We start from the raw sequence: 13,331 nt of genomic DNA on the forward strand, positions 1-13,331 counted from the left end.
CCCGCGAGCGCTCCCCGCGCACTGGTGCTCCGTGCCGAAGGCGTGCAGACTGCACCGCGGCGGGACGAAGAGCCCGCCGTGACACGGGATCTCGAACGAGCCGGGCCGGCTCGTGGACCAGGCGGAGCGGGAGCCGGCGACACGCACGAAAGGGCGGGGAGATGGCCGAACCGGAGTTCACGGCCACGGGCGTACGCATCGACAAGCGACTGCGCTCACTCACCCGGGCCGGACGGGTCCGGATCCGCGACGGCAGGCTGGAGCTGCTGACCAGCTACGGCAGTGAGATCGACAGCGCTCCGGTGCAGTCGGTGCGCGCGTCCCAGCCCTGGTACGCGCCGGACGACCGGGCGCTGGCCGACCTGGGCGGCCAGCAGTACCTGCTGACCCTGGGCGACCACGACCCCGCACCGGGCGAGACGGGGCCGCCCGCGGCCCGCCGGTTCGTCGAGGCCGTCCGTCGAGCGGCTCGGCGCGGCGGCTGAGTGAGGCGAGTTGCGTGACCCCACACCGTGGGTCACGCTTGTCTCACGTCACTCAGGGTTTACCGGCGATAACGCTGCGAACCAGCCCGCCGGCCAGACAGCAGGCGGCAATGTCACGCAGGCGTCCTGCTGCATCCGAAACGTCGTGTTCTTCCGGACCTCAACGTCGGGGAGTCGCAGCCGTGATCAGTCACCCAAGCAGGCACTGCACGGTGGAGCTCCAAGCCCTGCCGTCGCGGATCGGCCAAGTCCGCAGAATCGTATCGGCGCACTTGCGCTACTGGCATCTGGACCCTCTGATAGACCGGGCCGCGCTCGGTGTGACGGAGCTGTTGACCAACGTCCACCGGCACGCCCGGCCCGACAAGCTGTGCACCGTGGAGCTCGAACTGCTGCTCGAGCGGCTCACGGTCTCCGTGCGCGACCACGACCCTCGCCTCCCCGTGGTGGAGAAGATGGGTGACATCGCGCCGCTGGCCACCGAAGGGCGGGGGCTGGCGATGGTGGCCGCGATGAGCGAGAGCTGGGGCGCGCGGCCGGACGGCGAGCAGGGCAAGGTCGTCTGGTTCACCCTGCCGACCGCCGCGCCCTCGGTCGCGGTGCCGGCCCGGGTACCGGCGCTCGTGACCGCGGAGCGGTCCGCGCGCCGCTTGGCCGAGGCCGCCTCCGCGCTCGACGGCGTCCGGCCCGTCCGGCCGGTCCACGCTCCGGCCGGATCCGCCGTCGTCGGTTGACCGCGTGCGCCGTGGCCGGCTGACGAGGGTGGCGGCCGGGGCGGTGACGGGCCGGGGGCCGTGACGGGCCCTGGGCCACAGGCCCTGACGGGCTGTAGGCAGTGACGGGCCATAGGCCGTCGGCCGTGGGCGGTGACGGGCCACAGGCCGTGACGGGCCGTGGGCGGTGACCGGGTTGCCGCCCGGTCACCGCCCGGTGGTGTGCCGGAGCCCCGAGGTGACCGCCGGAGCCGGACTCCCAGTAACCACCGGGCCGGTAACCGCCGGAGCCGGACTCCCAGTAACCACCGGGCCGGTAACCGCCGGAGCCGGACTCCCAGTAACCACCGGGGCCGGAGTCCCGCGGTGACCGCCGGGGCCGGAGTCGCGGTGACCACCGGGGGCCGGACTCGCGGTGACCACCGGGGGCCGGACTCGCGGTGACCACCGGGGGCCGAAGTCGCGGTGACCCCGGACCCCGGCCCCGGTGCTCACTCGGTGGCGATGGCTCGCAGCACGTCCAGCCGGGCGGCGCGCCGGGCCGGGCGCAGCCCCGCGAGCCCGCCCGCCGCGATCCCCACCAGTGCCACCACGAGCAGCTGCGCCGGCGGGGCGGCGAAGGCGAACGCGGTGCCGCTCTCGCCGTCGGACGCCTTCACCAGCACCCAGCCGAGGAAGGCGCCCAGGATGAGTCCGCCCGCCGTGCCGAACGCGGCGACCAGGACCGATTCCCAGCGGACCATGGCCCGCAGCTGGGACCGGGTCTGGCCGACGGCCCTGAGCAGACCGAGTTCGCGGGTCCGCTCGTGGATCGCCAGGGTGAGGGTGTTGGCGATGCCGAGGAGTGCGATGAACACCGCGAGGGCGAGCAGCGCGTAGACCAGGGTGAGCATCATGTCGATCCCGGCCGCCGAGGACTGCGCGTACTCGTCGCGGGTCTGCACCTGCGGGTCGCCGTACCGGGCGGCGACCCGTTCGACGGCTGCCTTGCCCGCCTCCGCGCTCACGCCGGGCCGGAGGGAGACGGCGACGAGCCTGTCGGAGTCCTGGGTGCGGTGCGGGGCCCAGGCGGATCGGCTGACGACGTAGTCGCCGGCGAGTTCGGACCGGCCGTAGACCGCGCGGACGGTGAAGGTCCGCGTGGTGCCGTCGGTGAAGGTGAGCCGTGCCCGGTCCCCCGTCGTCAGGCCCCGCCGGTCGGCCTCGTCGCGGGTGACGGCGATGCCGTCGGTGCCCAGGCCGTTCAGGGAGCCGTTCACGGTTCCGAGGTCGAAGGTCCGGGCGAGCGCGACCGGGTCGGTGACGGTCAGGGCCCTCCCCTCGCCGTCGACCTCGGCGATGCCCCGGCCGAGTCCGACCGCCGTGTCCACCTCCGGCAGCCGCTGGATCGCTCCGGCCAGCCGGGGGCTCAGGCCGCTGCCCCCGGCTCCGAAGGAGGGGGTGCTCACGGCGAGGTCGCCCGCGAAGGACCGGGAGACGGTCTGGTCCATGGTGGCCTTGAGCGAGGCACCGAAGACCGTGAACAGCGACACCACGGCGACCCCGATCATCAGCGCGCTCGCGGTCGCCGCGGTGCGCTTCGGGCTGCGCAGCGCGTTGCGCCGGGCCAGACCGCCGGTGATGCCGCGCAGCCGGCCGAGGGGGCTGCCGAGCAGGCGTACGGCGATGGCGGAGGCGACCGGGCCGAGCACCACGAAGGCGGCCAGGGCGAGGACGGCGCCGACTCCGGCCGCCCATACGGACGGGGAGACCAGGACACCGGCGAGGGTCGCGGCGACGGCCGTCGCGGCGAGGACCGCTCCCGCCACGGCGCGCGGGCGGGAGGCGCCGGAGGTGTCGACGGCCGTCTCGCGCAACGCGGCCATGGGCGCGGTGCGGCCGGCCCGCACGGCGGGCGTCAGCGCGGAGCCGAGGCAGACCACGACACCGACCACCAGCGGCAGTGCCATCGACAGCGGCTGGACGACCAGGCTGCCCTCCGGGAAGGGGAATCCGATCGCCGGGAACAGCGCCTGGAGCCCGGCGGCGATCCCGATGCCGCCCGCCAGCCCGGCGGCGGACGCGGTCAGGGCGACGGCGCTCGCCTCCACGAGGGTGGCGGCGGTGACCTGTCGGCGGGAGGCGCCCAGCGCGCGCAGCAGCGCGTTCTCGCGGGTGCGCTGGGCAACGACGATCGCGAACGTGTTGTGGATGGAGAAGGTCGCCACCAGCAGCGCCACGCCCGAGAACACCAGCAGGAACGTGGTGAAGACGGTCAGGAACTGGCTGGAGACCATGTCGGTGTTCTCCCGCGCGGCCTCCTGGCCGGTGACCGCCTCGACGCCCTTGGGCAGTACGGGAGTCAGCCGCCGCACCAGCTCGGCCTGGCTCACCCCGGGCCCGGCCCGCACCCCGATGCCCGCCGCCTCCCCGGGCCGGGCGGTCAGGTACTTCTCGGCGTCGGCCTGGGTCAGTCCGGTGAAGGTCACCTGCGCCATGCCGTCCGTGCCGCCGAAGGTCGCCAGTCCCACGATCGTCACCTTGACGGGGTCGGGGGTGCGCAGCGTCGTGGTGTCGCCGATCCGAAGGCCGCCCTTCTTCGCGGCGCCTCGGTTGACGACGGCCTCGCCGGTCTTCGCGGGGGCGCGCCCCTCGGCGAGCCGGTACGGGTTGAGCTTCGGGTCGGAGATCCAGTTGCCGGCGAGGGTGGGCGGGCCCTGGCCGCCGATGGGCTCGCCGTCGCGGCCCAGGAGCTGACCCGCGCCCTGGATGTCCGGGGCGGCGGCCGCGACACCGGGGAGCCGCTCGATGGTCCTCACCAGCGCGGTGTCCACCGGCCGGCGTACGCCCTGGCCCTCGCCGGCCGCGGTGATCACGTCGGCGCTGCGGACGACGGCGTCCGTGCCGTCGGTCGCCTTGCCGAACATGGAGTCGAAACTGGCGCGCAGGGTGTCGCCCATGACCAGGGTCCCGGCCAGGAAGGCGACGCCGAGGAACACGGCGAGGAAGGTGCCGGCGAAGCGCCGTCGGTGGGCTCGCAGGGAGGAGAGGCTCAGTCGGAGGGAGGCGTTCACGTCCGCACCTCGAAGGCCTTCATCCGGTCCAGGACCCGGTCGGCGGTCGGGGACTCCATGCGGTCGACCAGGCGTCCGTCGGCGAGGAAGAGCACCTCGTCGGCGTGGGCGGCGGCGACCGGGTCGTGGGTGACCATGACGACCGTGCGGTCCGTCTGCCGCACCGCGCGGCCGAGCAGGCCGAGCACCTCCTGGCCGGAGCGGGAGTCGAGGTTGCCGGTGGGCTCGTCGGCGAAGACGACGTCCGGGCGGGCGGCGAACGCGCGGGCCACCGCGACGCGTTGCTGCTGTCCGCCGGAGAGTTCGGCGGGCCGGTGGTGCAGGCGGTCGCGCAGGCCGACGACCTCGACGAGCGCGTCGATCCACTCGGGGTCGCCCCGCCGGCCCGCCAGATCGAGGGGCAGCGTGATGTTCTCGGCGACGGTCAGGGTCGGCACCAGGTTGAACGCCTGGAAGACGAAGCCGACGCGGTCGCGGCGCAGCAGGGTCAGCCGGCGGTCGTCGAGGCCGCCCAGTTCGGTGTCGCCGATGTACGCGCTGCCGGAGGTGAGCGTGTCGAGTCCGGCCGCGCAGTGCATCAGGGTGGACTTTCCGGAGCCCGAGGGCCCCATGATCGCGGTGAAGCGCCCGGCCGGGAAGCCGACGCTCACGCCGTCCAGGGCTCGTACGGCGGTGTCGCCGGCGCCGTGGACCTTCACGGCGTCGACGACCCGCGCGGCCGTCCCGGGGACCGACGTGGTGGGGGTGGTGGAAGAGGCGGTGGAGGCGGGCGTGGTCGTCACCGGGCACCGCCGGTGCGGCCGAACTGCTCCTCCAGCACCGACAACCGGCGCCAGTACTCGTCCTCGTCGATCTCGCCGGAGGCGAAGCGGCGGCCGAGGACGGCGAGCGGCGAGTCCGCGGCGGGGCGCCCGTCCGGGCCGCGCCAGGGCCCGGTGTCCATGCCGCGCCAGGGGGCGCCGCGGCCGCGCCGGGCGGTACGGCGCAGAAGGGTGACGGCGCCGACGACGACGGCCGCCCAGAACAGCGGGAAGAAGAGGATCCACGGCCCGGGGCCGCCGTCCCAGTTCGCCAGGGTCTGCATCTTGGTTCATCTCCCTCGAGGGGTCTGCCGAGAGGCTTCGGAGAGTTCTCCGGTGCTGCGTCGACAGTGGCTCGGGGAGGGGTTCCGGGTCGTCGTACGGCCAGCGGCAGTGCGGCTACCTCCCGGGGAGTACGGGGGCGTGCCGCGGCTGCTCCGTGCGGCCTGCCCCGTCTTGCGGGACGGATCCGGCGAGGCCCGCGGTCCGGCGGGCGGAGAACCGCGGCCTACCGCGCGGGAAGTACGGGGGGCCGGGTCAGGTCAGGGCTGCCAGCGGGTCGTCCAGGACCGGCTGCCAGGCCAGTTCGGCCGCGCCGACCAGGCTGTTGTGGTCGAGGGTGCAGGAGAGGATCGGGACGACGCCGCTCCGGCCCCACAGGCTGCGGTCGGCGACGACGGCGCGCAGGCGGTCGGGGGCGGCGTCGAGCAGGGTGCGGTGCAGGCCGCCGAGGATGATCCGGTCCGGGTTGAGGATGTTCACCAGGCCGGCCAGGCCCGAACCCAGGCGGTCGACGAGGGCTTCGACGGCCCTGCGGACGGCCGGGTCGTCGTACTGGTCGCGGATCAGGTCCTCGGCCTGTCGCAGCAGCGACACCTCGGGGCCCGGTTCGCGGCCCGCGGTGGTGAGGAACGCCAGCGGGTCCGTCTCGACGTCCAGGCAGCCGCGGCTGCCGCAGTGGCAGGGACGGCCCTCGGGGTTGACGGTGAGGTGACCGACCTCGAGTGCCAGGCCCGAACTGCCCGTGTGCAGCCGCCCGTCGAGGACCAGCGCGCCGCCCACGCCCCGATGCCCGGTCGCCACGCACAGCAGGTCGCGGGCGCCGCGCCCGGCGCCGTGCCGGTGCTCGGCGAGCGCGGCGAGGTTGACGTCGTTGGCGGCGAAGGCCGGTCCGTTGATCCCGGCCGCGCGCACGCACTGCGCGAAGATGCTCCGCACCGGTGCTCCGGCGGGCCAGGCCAGATGGAGCGGGTTGAGGGCGAGGCCCTCCGGCTCGGCGACCGCGGACGGCACGGCGAGCCCGGCGCCGACGCAACGCCGGCCGGTCGTGCGGAGCAGTTCCGCCCCGGCCTCGACGACGGAGCCGAGCACTTTGGCCGGGTCGGCGTCGACGGTCCCACGGCCGGGCGCGGTCGCCACGATCCGGCCGCCGAGGCCGACCAGGGCGGCGCGGAATCCGTCGGCGTGCACCTGCGCGGCGAGGGCGACGGGCCCGTCCTCGGCGACCGCCAGGCGGTGCGAGGGGCGCCCCTGGGAACCGGCCGCCGCGCCGGGCCGGGCGTCCACCCGGATCAGGCCCAGCGCCTCCAGCTCGGCGGCCACCGCGCCGGCTGTCGCCCGGGTCACGCCCAGCTCGGCGGTGAGCACCGCGCGGGTCGGGGCGCGCCCGGTGTGCACGAGTTCCAACGCGGGCCCGAGCGCGCCGCGCCCCCGGTCCAGCCGGGTCCTGGAGGTGCTCCCTTCCCCCGCCGTCCGGGGGTCCGCCTTGCCGCTCATGGGGGCGAGTCTCCCATGATCCGTACATCCGGTGACCGGCGACTCGTCCGGTGGGCCGGGCTAGAGGCCGCTCACCCTGAGAGTGATGTTCAGCCGTCCGGTCAGCCCCAACTCGGCTGGTGCCGTGCCCGGATGGACGCGCGGCACCCCGTGGTACGCGAGGCGGGACGGCCCGCCGAACACGAACAGGTCTCCGCTGCGCAGTTCGACGTCGGTCCAGGGCCGGGTGCGGGTCTCGGTGTTGCCGAAGCGGAACACGCACGTGTCGCCGAGGCTCAGCGACACCACCGGCGCTCCGGACTTCTCGTCGCTGTCGCGGTGCAGGCCCATGTGCGCCTCGGCGCCGTAGAAGTTGATCAGGGCGATGTCGTACGGCGCCGGGCCGGCCGCACGGGGGCCCAGCGCGTCGTCCACCGCGCCGCGGGCCAGCTCGTCCAGCCACGCGGGGAACGGCTTGACCGGGGCACCGTCGCCGTCGACGGCGGTGTCGGCGTAGCCGTACGGGTACCAGTGCCGGCCCAGGCAGACCTGCCGGGCGGTCATCGTGCCGCCGCCGGGTGTGCGCACCGTGCGCAGGCCGGCGGGCGGGCGGGCCCACTCGCGGCAGGCGGCGAGCAGCGCGCGCTGCCGGGCCGGGTCCAGCCAGTCCGGCAGGTGCACGGCGCCCGGCGCGATCCGCCTGCGGTCGCGCGGGAACAGCTCGGCGTCCATGCTTCCCATCCTGCCGGACACGGCGTGAGCTGCGGCTCCGCTAGCCTTGACGAGCCATGAACGACCGTATGACCACACCTTGGGGCGAGCTGGAGCTCGCCCGGTTCCCGCAGGACCCGCGTGACCGGCTGCGGGCCTGGGACGCCGCCGACGAGTACCTGCTGGGGCACCTCGACGAGCAGGGGACCGACCTGTCCGGGACCGTCGTGGTCGTCGGCGACCGCTGGGGCGCCCTGGTCACGGCGCTGGCCGCGCACCGGCCGGCGCAGATCACCGACTCCTTCCTCACGCAGGAGGCGACCCGCGCGAACCTCGCCCGGCGCGGCGCGGAGCCCGGCGCGGTGCGCCTGCTGACCACGCAGGATCCCCCGCCCGGCCGGATCGACGTGCTGCTGGTGCGGGTGCCCAAGAGCCTGGCGCTGCTGGAGGACCAGTTGCTGCGCCTGGCGCCCGCGGTGCACGAGGGCACGGTCGTCGTCGGCACCGGGATGGTGAAGGAGATCCACACCTCCACGCTGACGCTGTTCGAGCGGATCCTCGGACCCACCCGGACCTCGCTCGCGCGGCGCAAGGCCCGCCTGATCCTCTGTACGCCGGACCTCTCCCTGGAGCGGCCCGCGAACCCGTGGCCGCACACCTACACGCTGCCCGACGGCATCGGTGCCGCCTCCGGGCGGACCGTCGTCAACCACGCGGGCGTCTTCTGCGCCGACCGGCTCGACATCGGCACCCGGTTCTTCCTGCGGCACTTGCCGGACGGCGACGGCCGCCGGGTGGTGGACCTGGGCTGCGGCAACGGCGTCGTCGGTACGGCGCTGGCGCTGGCGAACCCCGGCGCCGAGGTGCTGTTCACGGACGAGTCGTTCCAGGCCGTGGCGTCCGCGGAGGGAACGTACAAGGCGAACGGCGTGCCGGGGCAGGCCGAGTTCCGGGTCGGCGACGCGCTGGCCGGGGTGCCGGCCGACAGCGTGGACCTGGTGCTCAACAACCCGCCCTTCCACTCGCACCAGGCGACCACGGACGCGACGGCCTGGCGGATGTTCACCGGGGCGCGGCGCGCCCTGCGCCCCGGCGGCGAGCTGTGGGTGATCGGCAACCGCCACCTCGGCTACCACGTCAAGCTGCGCCGGCTGTTCGGCAACAGCCGGCTCGTCGCGAGCGACCCGAAGTTCGTGGTGCTGCGGGCCGTCAAGAGGTAGGCGCCGTACGGCGTGAACCGATCACGCCGATGAGCCGCTCCACCTCCCGCACCATCGCCTCGCGGCCCACGCTGAGGTACTTGCGGGAGTCGACCGCCTCCGGGTGGGCGGCGAGGAAGTCGCGGATCGCGGCGGTCATCGCGATGTTGAGGGCGGTGCCGACGTTGACCTTGGCGATGCCCCCGGCGACGGCGGCGCTCAGTTCGCCGTCGGGGACGCCGGAGGAGCCGTGCAGGACGAGCGGCACGTCCAGCGCTCCGGCGAGTCGCTTGATGAGGTCGTGGTCGAGGGCGGCGGTGCGCTCGGTCATGGCGTGGGTGCTGCCGACGGCCACGGCCAGGGCGTCCACCCCGGAGCCGGTGACGAACGCGTGGGCCTCGGCGGGGTCGGTGCGCGCGCCGGGGGCGTGGGCGTCCAGCGGCGGCGCGCCGTTCTTGCCGCCGACCTCACCCAACTCGGCCTCGATCCACAGCCCTTGGGCGTGTGCCCAGGCCGCGGCGGCGCTGGTCGCGGCGAGGTTCTGCGCGTACGGCAGCCGGGAGGCGTCGTACATGACGGAGCTGAAGCCGGCGTCGGCCGCCTGGCGCAGCAGGTCGTCGCTCTGCACATGGTCGAGGTGCAACGCGACGGGTACGGTGGCGCGTTCGGCCGCCGCGGCGGCGGCGCGGGCGAGTGGCAGCAGCCGTCCGTAACGGAACATGACGGCGTTCTCGCTGACCTGGAGAACGACGGGCGCGCCGGCCGCCTCGGCCCCGGCGACGACGGCCTCGACATGTTCCAGTGTGATGATGTTGAAGGCGACGACTGCGGAGCGCGCGGCGGCCGCGTGGGCGACCAGCTCGCCGGTGGCTGCAAGCGGCACGGTCTGTCCTTTCCGGTACCGGATCGGGTGACGGGGCGTCAGGGGGCGAGGATCACCGAGCGGGTGAGGTGGCGGGGCTTGTCCGGGTCCAGTCCGCGGGCCGCGGCGACGGCGACGGCGAGCCGCTGGGCGCGGATCAGCTCGGCCAGCGGGTCGAGTTCGCCCTCGATCCACAACGCACCCGTGGCGCGGACCTGTTCGGCGAGCCCTTCCGGTGCCCGGCCGAGCATCCAGGTGGCCGTTCCGTCGGTGGTGACGCTGATCGGGCCGTGCCGGTACTCCATCGCCGGGTAGGCCTCGGTCCAGGACAGCGAGGCCTCGCGCATCTTCAGTCCGGCCTCGTTGGCCAGTCCGACGGTCCAGCCCCGGCCCAGGAAGGTGAACTGCGTGCAGGCGACGAGCCGTTCGGGCAGCGGAGCGGACAGGGCGGTGCGGGCGTCGACGACGACCTCGTCGGTGTGCAGTCCGAGGTGGGCGCGCAGCAGGGTGAGGGCGGTGGTCGCGAACCGGGTCTGCACCACGGAACGTTCGTCCGCGAAGTCGAGGACCACGACCTCGTCGGCCGCGTCCATCACGGGGGTCCCGGGGTCCGCGGTGACCGCCGTCGTACGGGTGCGCCCCTTCAACTCCCCGAGCACGTCGAGCACTTCGGTGGTGGTTCCGGAGCGGGTGAGGGCGAGGACCCGGTCGTAGGAGCGGTCGTGGGGGAACTCCGAGGCGGCGAAGGCGTCCGTCTCCCCATGCCCCGAGCCCTCGCGCAGCGCGGCGGCGGCCTGGGCCATGAAGTACGACGTGCCGCAGCCGACGATCGCCACCCGCTCCCCCTGGGCCGGCAGCGCCCGGCCATGGACGGCGACGTCGGCCGCGACGCGGGCCCAGCACTCGGGCTGACTGGTCAGCTCGTCCTCGACATGGCTCATGGCCCCTCCTCCTGCTCGACACGGATGCGTGTTTGTGCAAGATATCGTCGACTTTCGAGCAAAATCAAGCATCCAGAGAAGGGCCGAGTGCGCTAAGGTCGCGGAGAACCCAGGGAACGGAGGAGGCGGATGTCACGCGACGCCCGCTGGAAGGCGCTGCTGGAGCTGCTCGTCGAGCGCGGCCGGCTGGACGTCGAGGAGGCGGCGGCCGGACTGGCGGTGTCGGCCGCGACGATCCGGCGGGACTTCGACCAGCTCGCCGAGCAGCAGATGCTGGTCCGCACCCGGGGCGGCGCCGTGGTGCACGGCGTCTCCTACGAGTTGCCGCTGCGCTACAAGACCGCCCGCCACGCATCCGAGAAGCAGCGCATCGCCAAGGCCGTCGCGGATCTCCTGGCGCCCGGCGAGGCGGTGGGCCTGACGGGCGGCACCACCACCACGGAGGTGGCCCGCGCCCTGGCGGTGCGCGCCGACCTCGCCTCCGGCTCCCCCGCGCTGACCGTGGTGACCAACGCGCTCAACATCGCCAACGAGCTCGCCGTCAGGCCCCAGTTCAAGATCGTGCTGACCGGAGGGGTCGCACGGCCGCAGTCGTACGAGCTCATCGGGCCGCTGGCGGACGGCGTGCTGAGTCAGGTCACGCTCGACGTGGCGGTGCTCGGAGTGGTCGGCTTCGACGTCGCGCACGGCGCGGCGGCACACGACGAGGCCGAGGCCGCCGTCAACCGGCTGCTGTGCGAGCGCGCCGAGCGCGTCGTCGTGGCCGCCGACTCCAGCAAGCTGGGTCGGCGGGCCTTCGCCCGCATCTGCTCGGCCGAGTCGGTGGACACCCTCGTCACGGACGCGGCGGCGGGGCCGGAGACGGTCCGCGCGTTCGAGGAGGCGGGCCTGCGGGTGCTGGCCGTCTGACGTCGCCGGTCCCGCCGCCACGTCATATCCGCACGAAGCCCACGCCGCGGACGTCGTTGCAGCCGCAGGGGGTGGTCCGGCCGTCGTCCGGCGGCCCCTGGTGGGCCTTGAGCGCCACGCTCATCAGGCTCATCAGCAGATCCACGTCGGCCGAGGCGTCGAGGCGGAGCGTCACCCACGAGGAGCCCGGCACGACGCGGACCGCGGCGAAGCGCCGCAGGTCGCCCTCCAGGCGGCGGATCGCCCGGGCGGTCAGGTGGAGATCGACGTCCCGGCCGGAGTGGAAGTGGGCGATCTCCCCGCCCGCCGAGCTGAGCGCCTGCCCGCTGCCGCAGCTCGGCACCGCCTCCGTGAGATCGGGCCAGGTTGCCAGCTGGGCGAGAGCGCGCGCGGCGAGCGTCATGGTTCCATCATGGCGCGCTCACCGTATGGCAACGGCCCCGTGAGAAAGCCTTAACCGTTCCGTGTCCGAAGGCCCGGCGCGGACCGGTGGTCCGTGCGCGGGGACGGCCGTGCCGCCTGCCCCTGCGGCCCCTTGCCGGGCTCCCCGGAAGCCTTGGACCGCACCTGGGGGCACACTGGTCAGTAGGGGCCGTCGGTGCTCACGAGGGGGTGTCGAAGGTGACACGTCGTGCGGGAGTGTGGCTGTGGCGATGGCGGCGCAATCCGCTCAGGCGGACCAGCGACGTGGTGGAGGCGTGGATCCTGCTCGTCGCCTGGGTCCTCGCCGTGGCCGGCGGTGTCCTCGCGGGTGTGCTGACGGCGGGCGCGATGCAGCGGGCCGCGGACCGGGTCCGCGCCGAGACCCACCCGGTGCCGGCCGTGGTGACGCAGGAGGCGGCCCGCGGGGGGATACGGCCGGTGAGCAGTTCCCTGGGCTGGGGGGCGGTCCGCTGGACCGACGCCGACGGCTCGGCGCACACGGGCCGGACCAGGGTCCCGGTCTCCGCGGCACCCGGCGCCCACGTCACGGTGTGGACGAACGGGCAGGGCACGCTGGTCCCGCCGCCCGCCTCACGGGCCGACATCGCCTTCCAGACGACCCTGGGCGGACTCTGGGCGGGATCGACCACCGTGGGCGTCGTCTTCGGCGGTGCCAAGCTGGCCAGGACCCGGCTCGACCGCAGGCGCTTCGCCCAGTGGGACGAGGAGTGGGCGCGCGTGGACACGCCCTGGGGCTGGAAGACAGGCTGAAGGCGGGTCGAGCACGAGGGAGGGGCGCCTCTCCCCGGAACTGATCGCCGTACACTTTGAGCCCGAATGACCGGGCGGGCGGCACCGGCCCGCCCGGTCCCGGCGATCAGAGCGAGGGAGTGCCCGTGCCCGGCCACCGTTCCATCACCGAGGCGGAGAAGCTCGCGCAGGCCAAGCTCGGAGGCATCCGCGTGCGCCGGGAGCAGATGGCGGCGGTCGCCAACATCTACCGGGCCGCCTCCGCGGTCCGCCAGCACCTGGAGAACTCGGTGCTGCGCGGCTCGGACCTGACCTGGACCGCGTTCGTCGTGCTGTGGGTGGTCTGGGTGTGGGGCGAGTCGGAGACCCGGCACGTGGCCGAGGAGGCCGGCATCTCCAAGGGCACCCTGACGGGCGTCTCCCGCACGCTGGAGTCGCGCGGGCTGCTGCGCCGCACCGGGCACCCCACCGACGGCCGGCTCGTCCTGCTCTCGCTGACCGCCGGGGGCGAGGAGTTCATGAGCCGGGTCTTTCCGGAGTTCAACGAGGAAGAGGCCTTCGTCACCTCGCAGTTGAGCGGCGAGGAGTGCCGGGGTCTGGCGGAGATGCTGCGGCGTGTGGTCCTCCAGGTCGAGGAGCACGGCGAGGAACGCCGCCGGTCGCTGCTGGACGGCGCGGACCCGGCGCCGCGCCGCAGCGGCCGCCGCGCCAAGGGCTGACCCGCCAGGTT

Annotated in this window: 14 protein-coding genes; 6 read left to right on the forward strand and 8 right to left on the reverse strand. The window is 74.4% G+C overall.

The window, feature by feature from the left end; translation table 11 throughout:
• The first annotated feature begins 161 nt into the window (after window positions 1-161).
• Both ACFY3J_RS19750 and ACFY3J_RS19755 read left to right on the forward strand, forming a co-directional pair.
• Window positions 162-485: a hypothetical protein gene (locus tag ACFY3J_RS19750; RefSeq protein WP_390841360.1), complete on the forward strand. Its 324-nt coding sequence runs from the start codon at window positions 162-164 to the stop codon at window positions 483-485.
• Window positions 486-667: 182 nt separating this feature from the next.
• On the forward strand, window positions 668-1,219 hold the full coding sequence (locus ACFY3J_RS19755; RefSeq protein WP_390841361.1) for an ATP-binding protein: 552 nt from the start codon (window positions 668-670) through the stop codon (window positions 1,217-1,219).
• A 470-nt stretch (window positions 1,220-1,689) separates the two neighbouring features.
• On the opposite strand, the gene ACFY3J_RS19760 is transcribed toward ACFY3J_RS19755, so the two are convergent.
• From ACFY3J_RS19760 to ACFY3J_RS19780, 5 genes are all read right to left on the reverse strand, one after another.
• Window positions 1,690-4,251 carry an ABC transporter permease gene (locus ACFY3J_RS19760; RefSeq protein WP_390841362.1) on the reverse strand — a complete coding sequence of 854 codons (2,562 nt, stop codon included), beginning with the start codon at window positions 4,249-4,251 and terminating at the stop codon, window positions 1,690-1,692.
• Complete coding sequence (locus ACFY3J_RS19765) at window positions 4,248-5,033, reverse strand: ABC transporter ATP-binding protein (protein ID WP_390841363.1); 786 nt, start codon at window positions 5,031-5,033, stop codon at window positions 4,248-4,250. The genes ACFY3J_RS19760 and ACFY3J_RS19765 overlap by 4 nt, the downstream gene beginning before the upstream one ends.
• Window positions 5,030-5,335, reverse strand: coding sequence for an SHOCT domain-containing protein (locus ACFY3J_RS19770; protein WP_361420738.1), 306 nt, complete (start codon window positions 5,333-5,335; stop codon window positions 5,030-5,032). The genes ACFY3J_RS19765 and ACFY3J_RS19770 overlap by 4 nt, the downstream gene beginning before the upstream one ends.
• Window positions 5,336-5,588: 253 nt before the next feature.
• Entirely contained in the window at window positions 5,589-6,827 is a 1,239-nt protein-coding gene (locus ACFY3J_RS19775) for an ROK family protein (RefSeq protein WP_390841364.1), read from the reverse strand.
• A gap of 60 nt (window positions 6,828-6,887) precedes the next feature.
• A complete protein-coding gene (locus ACFY3J_RS19780; protein ID WP_390841365.1) occupies window positions 6,888-7,538 on the reverse strand; it encodes an alpha-ketoglutarate-dependent dioxygenase AlkB family protein in 651 nt (216 codons plus the stop codon).
• A gap of 68 nt (window positions 7,539-7,606) precedes the next feature.
• Here ACFY3J_RS19780 and ACFY3J_RS19785 point away from each other — a divergent pair, with 68 nt between their 5' ends.
• Window positions 7,607-8,737, forward strand: a complete 1,131-nt coding sequence (locus tag ACFY3J_RS19785) for a methyltransferase (RefSeq protein ID WP_390841406.1) — start codon at window positions 7,607-7,609, stop codon at window positions 8,735-8,737.
• Here the strand turns inward: ACFY3J_RS19785 and ACFY3J_RS19790 are convergent.
• Both ACFY3J_RS19790 and ACFY3J_RS19795 read right to left on the reverse strand, forming a co-directional pair.
• Window positions 8,727-9,599, reverse strand: coding sequence for a ketose-bisphosphate aldolase (locus tag ACFY3J_RS19790; RefSeq protein WP_390841366.1), 873 nt, complete (start codon window positions 9,597-9,599; stop codon window positions 8,727-8,729). The two genes, ACFY3J_RS19785 and ACFY3J_RS19790, sit on opposite strands and share 11 nt — an antisense overlap.
• Window positions 9,600-9,637: 38 nt before the next feature.
• Window positions 9,638-10,519: an SIS domain-containing protein gene (locus tag ACFY3J_RS19795; protein WP_390841367.1), complete on the reverse strand. Its 882-nt coding sequence runs from the start codon at window positions 10,517-10,519 to the stop codon at window positions 9,638-9,640.
• Between the two features lie 129 nt (window positions 10,520-10,648).
• Here ACFY3J_RS19795 and ACFY3J_RS19800 point away from each other — a divergent pair, with 129 nt between their 5' ends.
• The gene (locus ACFY3J_RS19800; RefSeq protein WP_390841368.1) at window positions 10,649-11,428 is read left to right on the forward strand and encodes a DeoR/GlpR family DNA-binding transcription regulator; all 780 of its coding nucleotides are present in this window, start codon (window positions 10,649-10,651) and stop codon (window positions 11,426-11,428) included.
• Between the two features lie 22 nt (window positions 11,429-11,450).
• Here ACFY3J_RS19800 and ACFY3J_RS19805 read toward each other — a convergent pair whose 3' ends face one another.
• Window positions 11,451-11,831, reverse strand: a complete 381-nt coding sequence (locus ACFY3J_RS19805; protein ID WP_384180691.1) for a luciferase family protein — start codon at window positions 11,829-11,831, stop codon at window positions 11,451-11,453.
• 218 nt (window positions 11,832-12,049) lie between these two features.
• On the opposite strand from ACFY3J_RS19805, the gene ACFY3J_RS19810 reads away from it, so the two are divergent.
• Window positions 12,050-12,622: a hypothetical protein gene (locus ACFY3J_RS19810; protein ID WP_390841369.1), complete on the forward strand. Its 573-nt coding sequence runs from the start codon at window positions 12,050-12,052 to the stop codon at window positions 12,620-12,622.
• Window positions 12,623-12,747: 125 nt separating this feature from the next.
• Window positions 12,748-13,320, forward strand: coding sequence for a MarR family winged helix-turn-helix transcriptional regulator (locus ACFY3J_RS19815; protein ID WP_384180695.1), 573 nt, complete (start codon window positions 12,748-12,750; stop codon window positions 13,318-13,320).
• The last annotated feature ends 11 nt before the right edge of the window (window positions 13,321-13,331 follow it).

This window comes from Streptomyces sp. NPDC001231 (assembly GCF_042896885.1).
GTDB lineage: Bacteria > Actinomycetota > Actinomycetes > Streptomycetales > Streptomycetaceae > Streptomyces.